Genomic DNA, 18292 nt, shown 5'->3' on the forward strand with positions numbered 1-18292 from the left:
ACAATGAACCAGGCAGGGCGAACTCGGCACGGGAGAGGCATGTGACGGCGACACACGCGCAGCCGCACGCAGGAGCGAAAGCGAGTGCCGTCCGTGATGTCCTCACGCTGATGCTGTTGCCGGTGCCCCTGGTGGTGGCGGCGCTGCCGGCCGCCTTCGCCGGCGGGGGTACGCGGCGGTGGTTCGGCGGCCGGGGCGAGAGCCAGCGCGCGGACGCGCAGGCGGCGAAGGACGCCGCGGCGGCCGCTTTCTACGAGCTGGACACGGCCCAGCGCGATCTGCGGATCTCGATAGAGACGATCACGGCGGTGGACAGCTCGCCGGGAGCCCGCAGGGCCGTGGAGGGTTTCGCGGCGCTGGGGCAGCGGATCGACGAGGTGAGCCACGGCTATATCGAGGCCGTCGACGCGCACGATCTCGACCGCGACGATCTGGAGCCGTCCGCCGCGTCCAAGGCCCGCAACGAGCTGACGAAGGCCAAGGACGAGCTGATCCGGGTGAAGGGCGACCTCGACCGGTTCGAGCAGGGGCTCGGGCCGCTGCTCGACAAGGCCGAGACCCAGTTGGCGCGGCTCGCCCCGGCCGTCGAGCGGGCGCGGCAGGCGCTGCTCGCCGCGAGCAACGCCCTCGACGCGGTGCGCGCCTCGGGGCTGCGGGCGGACGATCTCGCCGCCCGGCTCGCCGCGCTCGGGCCCGATCTGACGAAGCTCAACCAGGGCGCGGGACAGCATGGCGTGGCGGAGACGCTCCAGCGCGCCGACCGGGTCCTGCGCGATGCCGAGGCCGTACGGGCGGAGGCGGCGCGGCTGCCCGAGCGGGCCCAGGAGATCGACCGGCGGCTGGTGTCGCTCCGTACCCGCGCGCAGGCCCTCACGACCCGGGCGGGGACGGTCGAGCCGGTGCTCAGCGAGCTGCGCCGCCGGTTCACGGCGGCGTGCTGGCAGGACCTCCAGCAGGTCCCCGACCATGCGGCGACCAGCGTTCACCAGGCCGAGGAGAAGCTCAAGGAAGCCGGCAAGGCACGTGAGGAGCAGCGGTGGGCCGACGCGACCTCGCTGCTCAGCACCGCGCGGGCGCTGCTGAACGGTACGGACGAGGCGGTCTCGGCCGCGGGTGACCGGCTGCGGCGGCTGAACGCCGTGTCGAAGGACCCGCAGCAGGAGATCGACCGCACCCGGTTCGCGATCCGGGACGCCCAGCGGCTGGCCATGACCGGACGGAACACCCCCGAGCCCCGTCACGCGCGCCCGCTGGACCAGTCCGTGGCCCGGCTGGACCGCGCGGTGGCCGCGCTGGAGGGCCGCCATCCCGATTACTGGCACTTCCTGACCGAGACCGAGGCGGTACGGCACACCGTGGCCCGGGTGGTCTCGGACATCCGCGAGGAGCGGGGCGCCGGGCACGGCGGCTGAGTTGTCCGCGGGTCGTGGTGGGCGGATGCTGGAGTGAAGAGCCGCCACCGCCCAGAGGAGGCCGCCCCATGGCTACGCGAGTGCCCCGCCGGCCGGCCCGGCGGCATGTCACGCTCGACTCACAGCTCCCCGTCGATCACCGGCTCAACCAGGTCTATCGCGTCGGGGCCGGGCTGATGGGGCTCATTCTGATCGTCTTCGGCATCCTCGGACTGCTCGACAAGATCGGTTTCTTCGATACCGGCGGCGCCACGGTCGCGGGCCTGAACACCAATGGCGCGCTGAGCGTGCTGTCCATCTGCGTCGGGCTGATCCTCCTGACCGGCATGGTGATCGGCGGGAACACCGCGTCGACCCTGAACATGGTCCTCGGTGTCCTCTTCATCGCCAGCGGATTCGTCAACCTCGCCCTGCTGGACACGAGTTACAACTTCCTGGCCTTCCAACTCCAGAATGTGCTCTTCAGCTTCGTGGTCGGTCTGCTGCTCATGTTCTTCGGGATGTACGGGAGAGTCAGCGGCGGATTGCCGCACGACAATCCGTACTGGCGCGCCCGCCATCCGGAACAGGCGGAGCGCGAGCAGCGCCTCAGGGCCCGGGGCCGTCAGGGCCAGGTGGGCGTCGGGTAGGACAGGCCCTAACCTGAGCACATGCCTCGCTACGAGTACCGCTGCCGCCCCTGTGGTGACACCTTCGAGCTGAGCCGGCCGATGGCGGAGTCCGCGGCCCCCGCCTCCTGCCCCGAGGGGCACGACGACACCGTGAAGCTGCTCTCCACCGTGGCGGTCGGCGGCACCGCGAGGGGCGGCGCCGCGGCCCCCGCCCCGGCGGCTGGTGGCGGCGGAGGCTGCTGCGGTGGTGGCTGCTGCGGCTGATCCGCCCGATTCCGGGCTCCGTGGGCGCGCGCCCGGTCAGGCCGGGTCCGGGGCGGCGGCGCGGGTGAGGCGCCGGAGGATCTCCTCCCCGGCCGCGACGCCCGTCTGCGGGAGTACGTCGACATGCGGGGCGTTCCAGCCGCTGTCCGCGAGTTCGCCGTGGCCGGGGCGCCAGGCGCGGTCCGCGGCCAGCAGCAGATCGGCGTCGAGCAGCGAGTCGCCCGCGGCGAGGGTGAGTTCGGCGCCGGTCCTGCGGGCCACTTCACGCATCGCGGCGCTCTTGGTGAGCGGTCGCGGTACGGCGTAGATCTTGCGGCCCTGGAGGGAGACGGTCCAGCCCCGGCCGTCCGCCCATGCGGCGAGTTCCTTCACCCAGCCGGCGGGCAGCAGGGCGCGGTCGACCACGAGATAGGCGAACAGGTCTTCGGCGATCCGCTCCTTGAGGAGCCACGCGGGGTCGGCGGCCGCGAGCAGATGGGCGCGGACCTCGGCGAGCGGGGCGCACTCATCGGCCAGCCGGTCGGCCACCAGGGCCCGCCAGACCGGGTCGGACACCCCGTCCACGAGGAGGTGGCCGCCGTTGGCACAGATCGCGAACCGCGGCGCGGGGCCCGGCAGATGGATACGGCCGTACTGCTCGCGGGTGCGGGTCGTCGTCGGGACGAAGACGGTGGCGCGGGCGAGTCCGTCGAGCAGTCCGGCGGCCGTCTCGGTCAGATACGACAGTGGTCTGCTCTCGTACACCTCGACGCAGAGCAGCCGGGGGGCCTCGGCGTCCGGCATCGGGAGCTGGAGCGCGGCGGCCGAATAGATCAGGGTGCGGTCCAGATCGCTGGCGACCAGGACCGGCGGGCTCGCGGGGGTGTGGGAGAGGGTCACGGCGCGACGACCGCCTTGCCGTCCGCGCCGGTGGCGCCCCGGGTGTACCGCGGGTGGATCAGCCCGACGCAGGTGTACGGGAGGTCGTCGACCTCCTCGACGGGCACGCCACGCTGCTCGGCCAGCAGCCGGACATGATCGAGATCGGCGCCCGCGCCGCGCTGGGCGAGGATCTTCCAGGGGACGCGGCGCAGCAGGACGCGGGTGGTCTCGCCGACACCGGGCTTGACGAGGTTCACATCGTGGATGCCGTGCTCCGCGCTGATCCGTTCGACGGCCGCCCAGCCCTCCCAGGTGGGTGCGCGGTCCGCCGAGAGCAGTTCCTTGACCTCGGCGTCCACGGCGTGGGTGACCTCGTCGAAACGGGCCGCCACGGTGTCCAGGAAGTGGCCGGAGACATCGGCTCCGGCGAGTTCGCGATAGTGCTTCGCGCCGTGGAAATCGTTGGGGCCGACCAGATCGGACCGCAGGACGGTACGGGAGATCAGGCCGGAGACAGTCGAGTTGAGACAGGCGGAGGGGATGAGGAAGTCCTCTCGGGTGCCATAGGTCCGCACACAGCCGCCCGGATCGGCGAGGACCGCGATCTCGGGGTTGAATCCGCCGAACGCTTCGAGGGCCTGGGCGAGTTCGCGGGTGATCGCGCCCTTGCCGGTCCAGCCGTCGACGAAGACGACATCGGCGGGGTCGTGGTGGGCGGCGAGCCAGCGCAGGGCGTTGGCGTCGATACCCCGGCCGCGCACGATCGAGACGGCGTAGTGCGGCAGGTCCAGGCCGTGCCGGTGCTGGGCCCAGCGGCGCATCAGGACACCGACCGGCGTGCCGGCGCGGGCCAGTGAGACCAGGACGGGGCGGGGGGACCGCTCGGCGAGCACCGTCTCGGTGACGGTGCCGACGGCCCGGGCGATCCGGGCCGCCGAGGTCTCCAGGGCGGCTTTGAAGAGTTCCTGGTACTGGGCGCTCGGCTGGTATTCGACGGGAAGGGACTCGGCGTAGTGGGCGCCACCGCTCTGTATGGCCTCCTCGCGCTCCTCCGTCGGGGCCTCCAGCTCCACTTCGGACAGGTCCTGGAGGAGCCAGCCCACCTCGTCGGGCGCGTAGGAGGAGAAGGCGGGGCCGCGGAGGGGCTCGGGCAGCATGGAGGGTTCCTGCCGTTCGGTGTCGTGCGAGGAGCGGTCGTGCGAGGGGTCCGGGAGGCGCGCGGAGGACGGGAGATACGAGGGGACCACGGCCAGGACCACCCGGGGTATGTGCGCGGCGAGCTGGGCCAGCAGACCGCCGGGGGCGTGCAGTTCGGAGGAGTCCGCCATGGAGTCGACGACCGCCACGACGGCGTCGAAACCGGCGCCGGCGACGTTGTAGGCATACCGGTCCCCGGTGCCGTCGCCGTCGGGGAAGGCACCGGTGTCATGCGCCGGGAAGACGAGGCGGCTGCGGATCGCGTATCCGGGGTCGTTCACGGCCAGCACCGGCGACCGCGTGGTGGTGGAGTACCTGATCTCGGCGGCGCAGGAGCGTTCCAGCGCTTCGGCGAGCCGCAGGGGGGCGTACATCAGCTCCTCGAAGCCGAGGACGAGGACGCGCCGGGCGCTGCCCAGGTGTGCGGCCGTCTCGGCCGCCATGGCGGGCAGCGCGGCCTCCAGGGCGGCCCGGTGGGCGGGGGTGAAGCCATGACGGCCCCCGTCGGGGACTCCGGCCGGCCACTCCAGGGCCACGCGAGCCACGCCGGTCGCGCGGGCCGCGGGCGAGCCGGTGGCCGGGGCGCCGTCCTCGGGGTGCGGCACGGGGGCCCCGGTCTCGTGCTCCGCCACCAGCGCCCGGCCCCTCTCCAGGACGCCGTCCGGGAGCCGGACCGTACCGGAGGCCAGGGTGACCAGGTCGACGCGGGCGCCGATCTCCTCGGCGAACTCCGCCAGCCGGCCCTGGTCGGCCGCCGAGCGCATATCGACCAGGGCGACGATGACGTACCGGTCACGGGGGTAGCGCTCATGCAGGGTGCGGATCGTGTTGAGGATGGTGTTCCCGGTGGAGAACTCATCGTCGACGAGGACCAGCGGACCGCCGGAGGAGAGCAGCTCCGGGTCCTCGGGGAGCAGCAGATGGGAGGTGGCGTGCGAGTGCGACTCCTCGAAGCCGCCCGCCCTGGCCACCCCCGGGACCGGGCGCCGCGTGGAGTGGAGATACGGAGCGTGACGCACCCCGTCGGCGACCGCGTGGCCGAGTCCGGTCGCGGTCTCCGCGTAGCCGAGCACGACGGCGCGGTCCACGTCCGCGCCCAGCAGTCCGCGTACGCGCTCGCCCAGCTCGACGCCCGTTCCGTAGACGACCCCGGGGTGCTGCGGAACATGTTTGCCCAGCACGTTCGAGACAAGGAGGTGGGCCCGCTTGGGGTTGCGGCGCAGCGCCAGGCCCAGCAGATCACGCAGTCCCTCGCCGCCGGCGAGTTCGACGCCGAGCCGCTCGGCGACCCATGTGCCCGACCACACCATAGTGACGATCTCTTCCTTCGACGACGGTCCGGCCTGCCCGGTCCGAGTGGTCCGTTCCAGGGTGCTCACGCGCCGAGGCCGGCGGTGAGCAGCTCCACGAAGCCGACGTCCTCCCGGGCGACGCCGAAGACCTCGGCCCGCAGCAGGGTGCGCTCGGCCCACGCGCGGTGGGGCTTCACCTCGTTCATCTTGTTCGTGTACGCGGAGCGCAGCACCCCGCCGCCGTCGCGCTCCGGCCGCAGGATGTCCTGGGCGTCACTGAACTCCTCATGGCTGACCACGGAGAGTGCGTGGACCGGCGGGACATGGGAGGGATGGATACAGGTCTTGCCGAGCAGACCGTTGGCCCGGTCCAGCTCGATCTCGCGCAGCAGCCCGTCGAGGTCGTGCTCGATCAGCGCCGTACGCAGCTCCTCGGCCCGGCCCTCAAGGAACGGGCTGCGCCGCAGCTGCGGCTTGAACATGCGCTCCTGGAGCCGGAAGTACTCCCAGACCGGGCCGGTGATCGTGAAACCCGAGCCATCGGCACGCCCGAGCACGTTCACCACGTCCGCGATGACCCCGGCCACGATGCGTACGTCGTACGCCGTCATATCGGGCGACCGGCGCAGTCCGTACGCCGAGCAGAAGTCGGTGACGCCCAGTCGCAGCGCGAGTACGCGGTCGCGGTACTTGTCGACGGCGGCCGCGATCCCGGTGAGTGTCCGGGTCCTGGTCTCCAGATGCAGCAGCTCGGGCGATTCGAGCACCGGCATCGCGTAGAGCGTGCGGCCACAGGCGCTCTCGGCCGCCGTGAGCGCCTCCAGGAAGGCCGTCCCGCGCTCCTCGGTGAACTTGGGGAGTACGAATCCGGACAGCAGCCGGATCGAGTCCCCCAGGCGCCGGACCAGGTCGGCTATCTGTCCCGGCTCACGGACACGGATGAAGAGCAGCGGCGTGTCGACATCCCGCCCGGCGAGGTCGGCGAACTGCCGGACCAGATTGGTCTCGGCGGCCTCGACCTCGGCGTCATGGATGGAATCCTCCAGGCAGAGCACCATGGAGACGACTCCGCGCCCCGCCTGCTTCAGCACGTCGTCGGCGAGCCGCGGCCGGGTGGCCGGGCTGTAGAGCGTGGCCCCCAGAGCGGCCGAGAGCAGCCGGGCGGGCGAGTCCGCGGTGAACTCGCACGGCTCCTGATGGAACAGGGCCTGCCGAGCAGCGGTCGGGATATGCCCGAAATGACGCATGTGAATCCCCCGTACTGCCGAGATGGCCGGTCGACCAGGTGGCCGGTAATAGTACGTATGGGCGGGTGTCAAGAGTTCCCCCGGTACATGAAATCCTGGTTACTCGTCCGCTTCTCGTCCATGGCCCGGACAGGGCGGATCTGGGCCCGCGTTGTCCCCGCGGGCGGCGGGAAGGCAGGATGGCAGCTATGACGCACGCGATGCTCAAGGGCTCGAACGTCCCCCTCGACGCCATGGCCGTACGAGCCGTGCTGCGCTGGTCCCCGGGCGCCGGGGTCCCGGATGTGGACGCCTCCGCCCTGCTGCTCGGGCACAGCGGCCGGGTCCGCTCCGACGAGGACTTCGTCTTCTACAACCAGCCGCGCCATCCCTCCGGGCTGGTGCGGCGGCTGTCCAAGAAGCAGTTCGGAGAAGAGCTGACCGACACCGTCGAGGCCGATCTCGCGGCGCTCGACCCCTCGGTCGACCAGGTGGTGCTCGCGGCCTCCTCGGACGGTGCGAGCTTCCAGCATGTGACCGATCTGCGGATCCTCCTCTACGACGCGGCGGCGGCCGACGGCGAGCCGCTGGCCGTCTTCGACGTCCGGCCGGAGACCGGCGAGGAGACCGCGATCATCTGCGGCGAGCTCTACCGGCGCGGGGACGGCTGGAAATTCCGCGCGGTGGGGCAGGGATATCCGACCGGTCTGATCGGTCTGGCCACCGCGTTCGGCATTTCGGTGGACGAGACGGAAGAGGCCGCCGCGGACGGAGCGCCCGAGACCTCCGAAGGCGCCACGGTGGTCGCCGAGAGGCCGCTGCCGCCGCCCCCGCCGCTGCCGCCCACCCAGCCGGTCGCGCGGCCCGCGTACGGCTACCCGCAGCCGCCCCTGCCGTCGGCCCAGCCTCCGTACGGCTATCCCCAGCCGGTGTCGTCCCCGCGGCCCGCGTACGGCTATCCGCAGCCGGCCGCGGCCGCCGCACCCGCTCCCGATCCGAACTTCCGGCTGCCCCCCATGGGGCCGCAGTTCATCCGCCCGTAGCAGCCGGTAAGGGCACCGGGGCGGGAGCGGGCACCGGGGCCCTTTCAGGTCTTCGTCTTGTAGCCACGCCCCCACTGGAGCCCCCAGCCGTACAGCCGGTCCAGCTCCGCCTGGAAGCCGTAGACGAACTTCACCTCGCGGCGCACGACCAGTTCGCCCTTGACGTTCTCCACCGAGAACACCGCGCAGGAGCGGGCCTGCGGCGCGTCCTCGTCGAGTTCGATCTCAATGCGCGGGCCATTGCTCGGGTACAGCGTCACATGCGCGCGCGTCCGGTCGAAGGCGGGCGTCTGGTCGTAGATGTACACGAAGAACAGCAGCCGCTTGATGGACTCCCAGTGGTCGAGATTGACATAGACGGTCTCGCCCGAGGCGGCGCCGAACCGGTCGTCGCCACTGAGCTTGATGTACGGCGGATCGTTCAGATCCCCGAGGAAGTTGCCCAGCGGCTGGACGACGCCCTTGCTGCCGTCGGTCAGCTCGTACAGGCAGCCGAGGTCGAGGTCCACATTGACCATGCCCTGCGTATGTGCCTGCACCACCTCGGGCTTGAAGAGCTTGAGCGGGTTCGCCAGCAGCCGCCCGCTCTGCCTGGAGCGCCCCTCGATATCGGAGGTGCGCATCTGCCAGGAGAGGTTCACCCGCAGATTGCCGGTGGCCGCGCCCTGCTTGGTCAGCGAGACCGTCGGCCGCCGCTTGGTCAGCTCGATGGAGTTGGACGCGGCATTGCCCGAATCGAATTGCGATGCCCTTTGTCCCTGCCACAGGTTGTCCCAGAAGGCCATGCCCACCCCACTCCTGTCGTCAACTCGCCACTACCGCATGGAAGAACGGGGCGGCCGGCAGGCTTGCGCCTCTCGGCCGCCCCGTTCAGAGCGTTCCCTGATTACCCTCCGCGTCACCCTCCGGAGGACCGGCTCACCACAGGCTCACCGGAGCATTGGCTCAGACCTGGACCGCTGCCTTGTCATCGTCGGCGTCCTTGTCGCCCTCCTCGGACTTCAGCGCCTTGTTGCGGCGCACCGAGGACCAGAAGGAGGCGCCGATGAGAATCACGCCGATCAGACCGGTGATGATCTCGTTGATCGAGTGCTCGATGGTGATGAGCAGGATCGCGGCGAGCGCGCCGATCGCGTAGTGCGCGCCGTGCTCCAGGTAGACGTAGTCGTCCAGGGTGCCCTGACGGACCAGGTAGACCGTGAGCGAACGTACGTACATCGCGCCGATACCGAGGCCGAGCGCCATCCAGAAGATCTGGTTCGTGATGGCGAAGGCGCCGATGACACCGTCGAAGGAGAAGGACGCGTCCAGGACCTCCAGGTAGAGGAAGAGGAAGAACGCGGCCTTGCCGGCGAGACCGATCGCGGAGACCTGCTTGCCCTCGGCCTTGGCCTTCTCCTCCGCTTCGTGCTCCTGCTCCTCCTGCTCTTCGAGACGGTTCTCGAAGAAGCCCGAGAGACCGCCGACGATGAGGTACGTGACCAGACCGGCGACCCCGGCGAGCAGCACCGTGGCCGACTTGTCCTGGTAGCCGGTGCTGGTGTGGGCGTTGGTGGCGAACGTCAGCGCGGTGACGAGCAGCACGATCAGCGCGACGCAGACCGACAGCATGTCGACCTTGCCGAGCTTGGCCAGCGGACGCTCCAGCCAGCCCAGCCACTTGATGTCCCGCTCCTCGAAGATGAAGTCCAGGAAGATCATCAGCAGGAACATGCCACCGAAGGCGGCGATACCCGGGTGGGCGTCGGTGACCAGGGCCTCGTACCGCTCGGGGTTGTCCAGCGCGATCTGTACGGCCTCGATGGGCCCGACCTTGGCACTGATGGCGACGATCACGACCGGGAACACCAGCCGCATACCGAACACCGCGATGAGGATGCCGATGGTGAGGAAGATCTTCTGCCAGAAGGCATTCATCTTCTTCAGGACCCCGGCGTTGACGACCGCGTTGTCGAAGGACAGCGAGATCTCAAGGATGGACAGGATCAGTACGATCCCGAACGCCTCCCACCCCCACTGCCAGGCCGCGAAGGCGAGGCCGAGCGCCGTGATGGCGAACGACCAGCCGAAGGTTTTCAGGATCACTGGCTACCCCATCTGGTGATTAACGGGTTATCCCCCGCGCAGCGCACTGCTTTACGAAACGTTGACCCCGAAGTCTAGAGCGATGCCCCGAAGCCCCGACGCGTACCCCTGTCCCACGGCCCTGAACTTCCACTCGGCGCCATAGCGGTAGAGCTCGCCGAAGATCATCGCGGTTTCGGTGGAGGCGTCCTCGCTGAGGTCGTAGCGAGCGAGTTCCTGACCGTCGGCCTGGTTGGCCACCCGGATGAAGGCGTTGCTGACCTGCCCGAACGTCTGACCGCGGTTGTCGGCGTCATGGATCGAGACAGGGAAGACGATCTTGTCGCAGTGGGCAGGCACCTTGGAGAGGTCGACCAGCAGGGACTCGTCGTCGCCTTCGCCCTCACCGGTCAGATTGTCACCGGTGTGCTCGACGGATCCGTCCGGACTGGTCAGATTGTTGTAGAAAATGAACCATTCGTCGCCAAGCACCCGGCCCGACTGGCAGAGAAGCGCGCTGGCGTCGAGGTCGAAGTCGGCTCCGGTGGTGGAGCGCGCGTCCCAGCCGAGCCCTACCAACACCTGGGTGAGGTTGGGTGCGGCCTTGGAGAGGGAGACATTGCCTCCCTTGGCGAGTGTGACGCCCATGATGGTGAGTCCTCCCCGAGATGATGTGCTGCCGTCCTGCGGGCAGGACGCGCCTGACGTCCTGCCCGTTCAAACCCTGTTCATGCGGCTCGTTCCCGTACTGGTGCGGGTCGTTCTCGTACGGATGCGAGACGTTCCCGTACGGATGCGAGACGCGTACGGCGCCGCACTGAAGCGTGCGGCGCCGTGCTCGAAGATACCCAGGCGCTGTCCGGTGGGGACAGGGCCCGGCGGTTCAGACGTTGACGCCGAAGTCCTGCGCGATACCGCGCAGACCTGAGGCGTACCCCTGACCGATGGCACGGAACTTCCACTCCGCGCCATTGCGGTACAGCTCGCCGAAGACCATGGCGGTCTCCGTCGAGGCGTCCTCGCTCAGGTCGTACCGGGCGAGTTCATTGTTGTCGGCCTGGTTGACCACGCGGATGAACGCGTTGCGCACCTGGCCGAAGGACTGCTGGCGGCTCTCCGCCTCGTAGATCGAGACGGGGAATACGATCTTCTCCACATCGGCGGGGACCGCGGCCAGATTGACCTTGATCGCCTCGTCGTCGCCCTCGCCCTCACCGGTGAGGTTGTCACCGGTGTGCTCGACGGATCCGTCGGGGCTCTTGAGGTTGTTGAAGAAGATGAAGTTCCCGTCGACGGCGACCTTGCCCTCGGCGTTCGTCAGCAGGGCGCTGGCGTCGAGGTCGAAGTCACTGCCGGTGGTCGTACGGACGTCCCAGCCCAGACCCACGGTGACCGCGGTCAGGTTGGGCGCGGCCTTGGTCAGCGAGACGTTTCCGCCCTTGCTGAGGCTGACTCCCACGAGTCCTCCCTTTGGTTTCTCGGGGCCGGCGGCCCGGCTCGGCGGCTGCTGCCGCGGGTCGTGCGTCCCCTGAGGCGTTGGCATCGGATCAACGACTGGATCCTAGTGACCGGTTCCCCCTCGCTGTGCGATTTCGGGGGGCCGGTCCGGATTCCACGGACCGCCCGGCCCGATTCCACGGACGGGCCGGAGCCGGACCGGTCAGAGCGCGGCGAGCGCCTTGACGTACTCGTCGAGGTCCCTGGCGTCCGGCAGGCCGTTGACGACCGTCCAGCGCACGATGCCCTCCTTGTCGATGATGAAGGTCCCGCGCACCGCGCATCCCTTCTCCTCGTCGAAGACGCCGTACGCGCGCGAGACCGCGCCGTGCGGCCAGAAGTCCGACAGCAGCGGGTACTCCAGCCCCTCCTGCTCGCCGAAGACGCGCAGGGTGTGGATGGAGTCGTTCGAGACGGCGAGCAGCTGGGTGTCCTCGTTGACGAACGAGGGGAGCTCGTCGCGCAGGGCGCACAGCTCACCGGTGCACACGCCGGTGAAGGCGAAGGGATAGAAGAGCAGCACCACGTTCTTCCCGCCGTCCGCTCCGTCCTCGGAACGGCGGAAGTCGGACAGCCGCACGGTCCGCCCGTGGTTGTCCTTCAGTTCGAAGTCCGGGGCGGGGGCGCCGACCTCGATCGCCATGGGTGCACGTCCTTTCGAAGACTGTGACGGTGACTCTCTCCCGGCCACCCTACGCACAGGGCCCCCGCCGACCGGAGTCGGCGGGGGCCCTCAAGGCCGCTCACTGTCGGCTGCCGCGTCTTGCGCGCTCGGCGCTCGGAGTCAGCGCTTGGTCTTCGCCGCCTTGGGGGTGACGAGACGGCCGCCGGTCCAGTCCTTGCCGGCGCTCACGCTCTTGGTCTGGGACAGGCCCGAGGTCTGGGCCGCCTCGCTGATGTCGCTCGGTTCGACGTAGCCGTCACGGCCGGTCTTGGGCGTCAGCAGCCAGACCACTCCGCCGTCTTCGATCAAACCGATGGCGTCCACCAGCGCGTCCGTAAGGTCGCCGTCCTCGTCACGGAACCACAGGACGACGGCGTCGGCCACGTCGTCGTAGTCCTCGTCGACAAGGTCCTGGCCGATGACGGCCTCGATGGACTCGCGGAGCTCCTGGTCGACGTCGTCGTCGTAGCCGAGCTCCTGGACCACCTGTCCGGGTTCGAACCCAAGCCGTGCGGCAAGGTTGGTTCGTTCCTCCGCGTGGTCCGCGGTCGCGCTCACGGATTGCCTCCTGATCATGTTTCGGATAAATGCTTCGGCCGCGCGTACGCGGGGCATTGGCCATTGTCCACACGGGCGGGGCGGATCGCGCAAGTACCCGGCCGCCGAGACCGCCGAAACGGTGACGTTCCGGGGTCCTTCACCGCATCTCCTGTCACTTCGACCTCGCACCCTGTGACGCAGGCCGTACGTTTTCTCATCCTCTGCCATGTTATGCCGCTTCGGTACGTCAATCAGGTCCGAACGACCGAACGAAACACATGGACGGAGTGGGCGTAAGGTTGCGATTTGACCGGTGCGGAAGCCGGACTCGGACGCGGTATTTCCGCGTGGAGTACGGGTTACCCCTCAGTAGAGATGACGTTTCCGCCGCCGCGGTACACGATGGAGGCGGCGTACGTGCCCGTGCCCCGGGGGCTCCGGTGAGACACCCCGGATCCCGGGCCCGCGTAGCAGCAGTAACCGACGGCGTGCACCGCAACGATCGCGTGCAGGGCACGATACGACCCAGACAGCGAAGGAAAAGCGTGGCTTCCGGATCCGATCGCAACCCGATCATCATTGGCGGCCTTCCCAGCCAGGTCCCGGACTTTGATCCCGAAGAGACCCAGGAGTGGCTCGACTCGCTCGACGCCGCCGTGGACGAGCGCGGCCGTGAGCGCGCCCGTTATCTGATGCTCCGGCTGATCGAGCGCGCACGCGAGAAGCGTGTGGCGGTGCCGGAGATGCGCAGCTCGGACTATGTCAACACCATCGCCACCAAGGACGAGCCGTTCTTCCCCGGCAACGAGGAGATCGAACGCAAGATCCTCAACGCGACCCGCTGGAACGCGGCCGTGATGGTGTCGCGCGCACAGCGCCCGGGGATCGGCGTCGGCGGCCATATCGCCACCTTCGCCTCCTCCGCCTCCCTCTACGACGTGGGCTTCAACCACTTCTTCCGGGGCAAGGACGGCGGCGACGGCGGCGACCAGATCTTCTTCCAGGGCCATGCCTCCCCCGGTATCTACGCCCGTGCCTTCCTGCTCGACCGGCTCAGCGAGACGCAGCTCGACGCGTTCCGCCAGGAGAAGTCGAAGGCCCCGTACGGGCTGTCCAGCTATCCGCATCCGCGGCTGATGCCGGACTTCTGGGAGTTCCCGACCGTCTCGATGGGCCTCGGGCCCCTCGGCGCGATCTACCAGGCCCGGATGAACCGCTATATGGAGGCCCGCGGCATCGCCGACACCTCCGCCTCGCATGTCTGGGCGTACCTCGGCGACGGCGAGATGGACGAGCCCGAGTCGCTCGGCCAGCTGTCCATCGCCGCGCGTGAGGGCCTGGACAACCTGACCTTCGTCGTGAACTGCAACCTGCAGCGTCTCGACGGTCCGGTGCGCGGCAACGGCAAGATCATCCAGGAGCTGGAGTCGCAGTTCCGCGGGGCCGGCTGGAACGTCATCAAGCTGGTCTGGGACCGCTCCTGGGACCCGCTGCTCGCGCAGGACAGGGACGGCGTCCTGGTCAACCGGCTGAACACCACGCCGGACGGGCAATTCCAGACGTACGCCACCGAGACCGGCGCGTACATCCGTGAACACTTCTTCGGCGACGACCAGCGGCTGCGCGCCATGGTCGAGAACATGACCGACGACCAGATCCTGCATCTGGGCCGCGGTGGTCACGACCACAGGAAGGTCTACGCGGCGTACGCGGCGGCCAAGGCGCACAAGGGCCAGCCGACCGTGATCCTGGCGCAGACCGTCAAGGGCTGGACGCTGGGGCCGAACTTCGAGGGCCGCAACGCGACCCACCAGATGAAGAAGCTGACGGTCTCCGACCTCAAGGGCTTCCGCGACCGGCTGCATCTGCCGATCACGGACAGGGAGCTGGAGGACGGCGCGCCGCCGTACTACCACCCCGGCCGGGACTCGGAAGAGATCCAGTACATGCACGACCGCCGTAAGTCGCTGGGCGGGTACGTACCGACCCGGATCGTACGGGCGAAGCCGCTGAACCTGCCCGGGGACAAGACCTACGCGCCGGTGAAGAAGGGCTCGGGCCAGCAGTCGATCGCCACCACCATGGCGTTCGTCCGGCTGCTCAAGGACCTGATGCGGGACAAGGAGATCGGCAGGCGCTTCGTGCTGATCGCCCCCGACGAGTACCGCACGTTCGGTATGGACTCGTTCTTCCCGAGCGCCAAGATCTACAACCCGCTGGGCCAGCAGTACGAGTCCGTGGACCGTGAGCTGCTGCTCGCGTACAAGGAGTCGCCGACCGGCCAGATGCTGCACGACGGCATCTCCGAGGCGGGCTGTACGGCCTCGCTCATCGCGGCGGGCTCGGCGTACGCCACCCATGGCGAGCCGCTGATCCCGGTCTATGTCTTCTACTCGATGTTCGGTTTCCAGCGCACCGGCGACCAGTTCTGGCAGATGGCCGACCAGCTCGCGCGTGGGTTCGTACTGGGTGCGACCGCCGGACGTACGACTCTGACCGGTGAGGGGCTTCAGCACGCGGACGGCCATTCGCATCTGCTGGCCTCGACCAACCCGGGCTGTGTCGCGTACGACCCGGCCTACGGCTTCGAGATCGCGCATATCGTCCAGGACGGTCTGCGCCGGATGTACGGCCCCGACAGCGAGGACGTCTTCTACTACCTCACCGTCTACAACGAGCCGATCCAGCACCCGGCGGAGCCCGCCGACGTGGACGTGGAGGGCATCCTCAAGGGGATCCACCGCTACAAACGCGGCGAGCACGGCTCGATCCCGGCGCAGATCATGGCGTCCGGCGTGGCCGTGCCCTGGGCGCTGGAGGCCCAGCGGATCCTCGCCGAGGAGTGGAACGTACGGGCCGATGTCTGGTCGGCGACGTCCTGGAACGAGCTGCGCCGTGAGGCCGTCGAGGTGGAGCGGCACAATCTGCTGCACCCCGAGGAGGACCAGCGCGTTCCGTATGTGACCCGGAAGCTGTCCGGTGCCGAGGGACCGTTCGTGGCGGTCTCCGACTGGATGCGATCGGTTCCGGACCAGATCGCGCGCTGGGTGCCCGGCACGTACCAGTCGCTGGGCGCGGACGGCTTCGGCTTCGCGGACACGCGCGGCGCGGCCCGTCGCTTCTTCCACATCGACGCGCAGTCGATCGTGCTCAGCGTGCTCACCGAGCTGGCCAAGGAGGGCAAGGTCGACCGTTCGGTGCTGAAGCAGGCGGTGGACCGCTATCAGCTGCTGGACGCGTCGGCGGCCGACCCCGGCGCGGCGGGCGGCGACGCCTGACGGCTCGCTTCACGTAAGGCGGCGGGAGGGCGGCGGGACGATGAGTTCCGCCGCCCTTCTCGTCCGTCCGCTCCGGTCAGCGCTCCCAGATCTTGAAGGCCCGTACCCGGTACGGCGACTGCGGCACCCAGCTGCCCTTGCCCGGGTACGTCTCGAACTCCCCCGTCTCCGCGCACTCGGCGGACTGATACGTGGTCACGTTCCGCCCCGTGCGGTTGGCCAGTGACTGCGCGCTGACGCCGGCCGGGAGCGGCACACAGCTGTCGATGTCGGTGGCCGACAGTTCGTGCGTCTGCCGTGCGCCCCGGAAGTCCTCCTTCTGCCAGAGGCACAACTCGCCGGTGGCGCACTCGCCGAGGCGGGGCGGCACCGCCTCGGCGACGGTCGCCGGCAGCAGGGCGGCGATGGCCAGCGCCCCGACGGACATGGCGGTGAGTGCGGTCTTGCCCATGGTGAGTGTGGTGTTGCGCATATGGATCGGTCCCCGTGTGTGGTGCGAAATCGGTCAACCACACTCTGACCTGCGGCGCTTGGCCAGGGGAAGAGGGCCGGGCAGCCTCCACCCGGATAGGCGACAGCCCCGCCGGAACCTTCCGGCGGGGCTGTCGCGGGCGCTGAGTTGACGTGACGTCAGCCGGGAGCTGACGTCAGATGTGCACCCCTCCGCCCGCGGCGTCCGCGTTGCTGCCGCGCTTCGTCAGCAGGGCGACGAAGACCGCCACGACCGCGACACCGGCCGCGACCAGACAGGCCAGGCCCATGCCCGACATGAAGGTGTCGTGCGCGATACCCGTGATCTTCTCGGCGATCGCGGCGGGGGTGCCAGGCGCCACCGGAGCCACCCCGACCTGGACCGCTTCGGCGGCCTGGTCGGCCTGCGCGGGGGTGAGCGGCGGCAGACCGGCCCCGGTCCAGTTGCCGGGCAGGTCGTTGGAGACCTTGGAGGCCATGACCGCGCCGAGCACGGCCGTACCGAGGCTGCCACCGATCTGCATGGCGGACTGCTGGATTCCGCCGGCCACCCCGGACAGCTCCATCGGGGCGTTGCCCACGATGACCTCGGTCGCGCCGACCATGACCGGCGCCAGGCCGAGGCCGAGCAGCGCGAACCAGACCGACATGGTGAAGCTGCTGGTGCCGGTCTCCAGGGTGGACATGCCGAACATGGCGACGGCGGTCAGCGCCATGCCGCCGGCCAGCGGGATCCGCGGCCCCACCTTGGTGATCAGGATGCCCGCGAGGGGCGAGCCGACGATCATCATGCCGGTGAGCGGCAGCAGATGGAGACCGCTGTCGACCGGGCTCATGCCGTGCACGTTCTGGAGATAGAAGGTGACGAAGAAGAGACCGCCCAGGAAGGCGATCGCCATGAGCGCCATCAGCACCACACCGGCGGAGAGCGGAACGGAGCGGAACAGCGCCAGCGGTACGAGCGGTTCCTTGACCTTCGTCTCCCAGAAGGCGAAGAGCACGAAGGAGAGCACCGCGGCGCCCATGAAGAGCCAGGTCTTGCCGTCGCCCCAGCCCCAGACCGGCGCCTTGATGATCGCCCAGACCAGACAGAACATGGCGGCCGAGAGCAGCACGATGCCGAGGATGTCGAAGGACCTCGGGGCGTTCTCCGCCCGGTGGTCCCGCAGGATCAGCCCGCCGACGATCAGCGCGACCACGCCGACCGGCACATTGATGAAGAAGACCGACTGCCAGCTGACGTGCTCGACCAGCACACCGCCCAGGATCGGGCCGCCCGCCGTGGAGGCACCGATGACCATGCCCCAGATACCGATGGCCATATTGAGCTTCTCGGCGGGGAAGGTGGCGCGCAGCAGACCGAGCGCGGCCGGCATCAGCAGGGCGCCGAAGAGCCCCTGGAGCACCCGGAAGGTGATCACGAGGGAGATGCTGTGGGACAGCCCGATGGCCCCCGAGGCGGCGGCGAAGCCGACGACGCCGATGAGGAAGGTCTGCCGGTGACCGAACCGGTCACCGAGCTTGCCCGCGGTGATCAGCGCCACGGCGAGCGCGAGGAAGTAGCCGTTGGTAATCCACTGCACATCGGCGAAAGTGGCGCCGAGGTCCTTCTGGATGGCAGGGTTCGCGATCGCGACAATGGTGCCGTCGAGCGCCACCATCATGACGCCGATCGCCACGGAGAACAGCGTGAGCCAGGGGTGGCCGCGCAGCCCCTTGGACGGCGTCGACTCCGAGGGTTCCGGCGACAGCGGCGCCTTGTCGACAGTGGTCTGACTAGTCATACCAAGAACGTTAGTGTCAGCTACTGACAGTTGACAAACCATTTCTTAAGCAAGTAACTGTCACGTGGCTCACAGCGAGACCGAATAA

General features: G+C 69.2%; 16 protein-coding genes. 5 read left to right on the plus strand and 11 right to left on the minus strand.

Annotated features, from left to right (window positions below):
• Window positions 1-41 precede the first annotated feature (41 nt).
• The 3 genes from ACFRKB_RS11620 (at window position 42) to ACFRKB_RS11630 (ending at window position 2287) form a co-directional block, all read left to right on the plus strand.
• Window positions 42-1412 carry a hypothetical protein gene (locus ACFRKB_RS11620; RefSeq protein ID WP_383105312.1) on the plus strand — a complete coding sequence of 457 codons (1371 nt, stop codon included), beginning with the start codon at window positions 42-44 and terminating at the stop codon, window positions 1410-1412.
• Window positions 1413-1480: 68 nt separating this feature from the next.
• Window positions 1481-2041: a DUF4383 domain-containing protein gene (locus ACFRKB_RS11625; protein ID WP_383105314.1), complete on the plus strand. Its 561-nt coding sequence runs from the start codon at window positions 1481-1483 to the stop codon at window positions 2039-2041.
• Window positions 2042-2062: 21 nt separating this feature from the next.
• Window positions 2063-2287 carry an FmdB family zinc ribbon protein gene (locus tag ACFRKB_RS11630; protein WP_383105316.1) on the plus strand — a complete coding sequence of 75 codons (225 nt, stop codon included), beginning with the start codon at window positions 2063-2065 and terminating at the stop codon, window positions 2285-2287.
• A gap of 36 nt (window positions 2288-2323) precedes the next feature.
• On the opposite strand, the gene ACFRKB_RS11635 is transcribed toward ACFRKB_RS11630, so the two are convergent.
• The 3 genes from ACFRKB_RS11635 to ACFRKB_RS11645 form a co-directional block, all read right to left on the minus strand.
• On the minus strand, window positions 2324-3166 hold the full coding sequence (locus ACFRKB_RS11635) for an HAD family hydrolase (RefSeq protein WP_383105317.1): 843 nt from the start codon (window positions 3164-3166) through the stop codon (window positions 2324-2326).
• A complete protein-coding gene (locus ACFRKB_RS11640) occupies window positions 3163-5655 on the minus strand; it encodes a phosphoribosyltransferase (RefSeq protein WP_383105664.1) in 2493 nt (830 codons plus the stop codon). Before ACFRKB_RS11640 ends, ACFRKB_RS11635 begins: the two co-directional genes overlap by 4 nt.
• Window positions 5656-5720: 65 nt before the next feature.
• Window positions 5721-6884 carry an HpcH/HpaI aldolase/citrate lyase family protein gene (locus ACFRKB_RS11645; protein WP_383105319.1) on the minus strand — a complete coding sequence of 388 codons (1164 nt, stop codon included), beginning with the start codon at window positions 6882-6884 and terminating at the stop codon, window positions 5721-5723.
• A gap of 188 nt (window positions 6885-7072) precedes the next feature.
• Between ACFRKB_RS11645 and ACFRKB_RS11650 the strand changes: the two genes are divergently transcribed.
• Entirely contained in the window at window positions 7073-7906 is an 834-nt protein-coding gene (locus tag ACFRKB_RS11650; protein WP_383105665.1) for a TerD family protein, read from the plus strand.
• Between the two features lie 44 nt (window positions 7907-7950).
• Here ACFRKB_RS11650 and ACFRKB_RS11655 read toward each other — a convergent pair whose 3' ends face one another.
• The 6 genes from ACFRKB_RS11655 to ACFRKB_RS11680 all read right to left on the minus strand — a co-directional run bounded on the left by ACFRKB_RS11655 (window position 7951) and on the right by ACFRKB_RS11680 (window position 12689).
• Entirely contained in the window at window positions 7951-8691 is a 741-nt protein-coding gene (locus ACFRKB_RS11655) for a TerD family protein (protein WP_383105321.1), read from the minus strand.
• A 160-nt stretch (window positions 8692-8851) separates the two neighbouring features.
• Entirely contained in the window at window positions 8852-9991 is a 1140-nt protein-coding gene (locus tag ACFRKB_RS11660) for a DUF475 domain-containing protein (protein ID WP_383105322.1), read from the minus strand.
• A 51-nt stretch (window positions 9992-10042) separates the two neighbouring features.
• A complete protein-coding gene (locus ACFRKB_RS11665) occupies window positions 10043-10618 on the minus strand; it encodes a TerD family protein (RefSeq protein WP_030352591.1) in 576 nt (191 codons plus the stop codon).
• Between the two features lie 235 nt (window positions 10619-10853).
• The gene (locus tag ACFRKB_RS11670; RefSeq protein ID WP_030352590.1) at window positions 10854-11429 is read right to left on the minus strand and encodes a TerD family protein; all 576 of its coding nucleotides are present in this window, start codon (window positions 11427-11429) and stop codon (window positions 10854-10856) included.
• 201 nt (window positions 11430-11630) lie between these two features.
• Window positions 11631-12110, minus strand: coding sequence for a peroxiredoxin (locus tag ACFRKB_RS11675; protein ID WP_365971015.1), 480 nt, complete (start codon window positions 12108-12110; stop codon window positions 11631-11633).
• A 141-nt stretch (window positions 12111-12251) separates the two neighbouring features.
• The gene (locus tag ACFRKB_RS11680; RefSeq protein WP_030352588.1) at window positions 12252-12689 is read right to left on the minus strand and encodes a DUF3052 domain-containing protein; all 438 of its coding nucleotides are present in this window, start codon (window positions 12687-12689) and stop codon (window positions 12252-12254) included.
• Between the two features lie 527 nt (window positions 12690-13216).
• Between ACFRKB_RS11680 and aceE the strand changes: the two genes are divergently transcribed.
• Window positions 13217-15949, plus strand: coding sequence for a pyruvate dehydrogenase (acetyl-transferring), homodimeric type (aceE, locus tag ACFRKB_RS11685; protein ID WP_383105325.1), 2733 nt, complete (start codon window positions 13217-13219; stop codon window positions 15947-15949).
• A 76-nt stretch (window positions 15950-16025) separates the two neighbouring features.
• Here the strand turns inward: aceE and ACFRKB_RS11690 are convergent, their stop codons facing one another.
• Together ACFRKB_RS11690 and ACFRKB_RS11695 are read right to left on the minus strand one after the other, a co-directional pair.
• Window positions 16026-16421, minus strand: a complete 396-nt coding sequence (locus ACFRKB_RS11690) for a peptidase inhibitor family I36 protein (RefSeq protein WP_365971018.1) — start codon at window positions 16419-16421, stop codon at window positions 16026-16028.
• Between the two features lie 175 nt (window positions 16422-16596).
• Entirely contained in the window at window positions 16597-18204 is a 1608-nt protein-coding gene (locus tag ACFRKB_RS11695) for an MFS transporter (protein ID WP_383105327.1), read from the minus strand.
• Window positions 18205-18292: the final 88 nt, after the last annotated feature.

It is taken from the genome of Streptomyces scopuliridis (assembly GCF_042790125.1).
In the GTDB taxonomy this organism is placed as follows: Bacteria; Actinomycetota; Actinomycetes; order Streptomycetales; family Streptomycetaceae; genus Streptomyces; species Streptomyces scopuliridis_A.

Coding starts and splice junctions, on each gene's coding strand:
- ACFRKB_RS11690 (WP_365971018.1), bottom strand. CDS start 16,421: ATGCGCAACACCACACTCACCATGGGCAAGACCGCACTCACCGCCATG.
- ACFRKB_RS11665 (WP_030352591.1), bottom strand. CDS start 10,618: ATGGGCGTCACACTCGCCAAGGGAGGCAATGTCTCCCTCTCCAAGGCC.
- ACFRKB_RS11650 (WP_383105665.1), top strand. CDS start 7,073: ATGACGCACGCGATGCTCAAGGGCTCGAACGTCCCCCTCGACGCCATG.
- ACFRKB_RS11630 (WP_383105316.1), top strand. CDS start 2,063: ATGCCTCGCTACGAGTACCGCTGCCGCCCCTGTGGTGACACCTTCGAG.
- ACFRKB_RS11655 (WP_383105321.1), bottom strand. CDS start 8,691: ATGGCCTTCTGGGACAACCTGTGGCAGGGACAAAGGGCATCGCAATTC.
- ACFRKB_RS11640 (WP_383105664.1), bottom strand. CDS start 5,655: ATGGTGTGGTCGGGCACATGGGTCGCCGAGCGGCTCGGCGTCGAACTC.
- ACFRKB_RS11695 (WP_383105327.1), bottom strand. CDS start 18,204: ATGACTAGTCAGACCACTGTCGACAAGGCGCCGCTGTCGCCGGAACCC.
- ACFRKB_RS11625 (WP_383105314.1), top strand. CDS start 1,481: ATGGCTACGCGAGTGCCCCGCCGGCCGGCCCGGCGGCATGTCACGCTC.
- ACFRKB_RS11645 (WP_383105319.1), bottom strand. CDS start 6,884: ATGCGTCATTTCGGGCATATCCCGACCGCTGCTCGGCAGGCCCTGTTC.
- ACFRKB_RS11675 (WP_365971015.1), bottom strand. CDS start 12,110: ATGGCGATCGAGGTCGGCGCCCCCGCCCCGGACTTCGAACTGAAGGAC.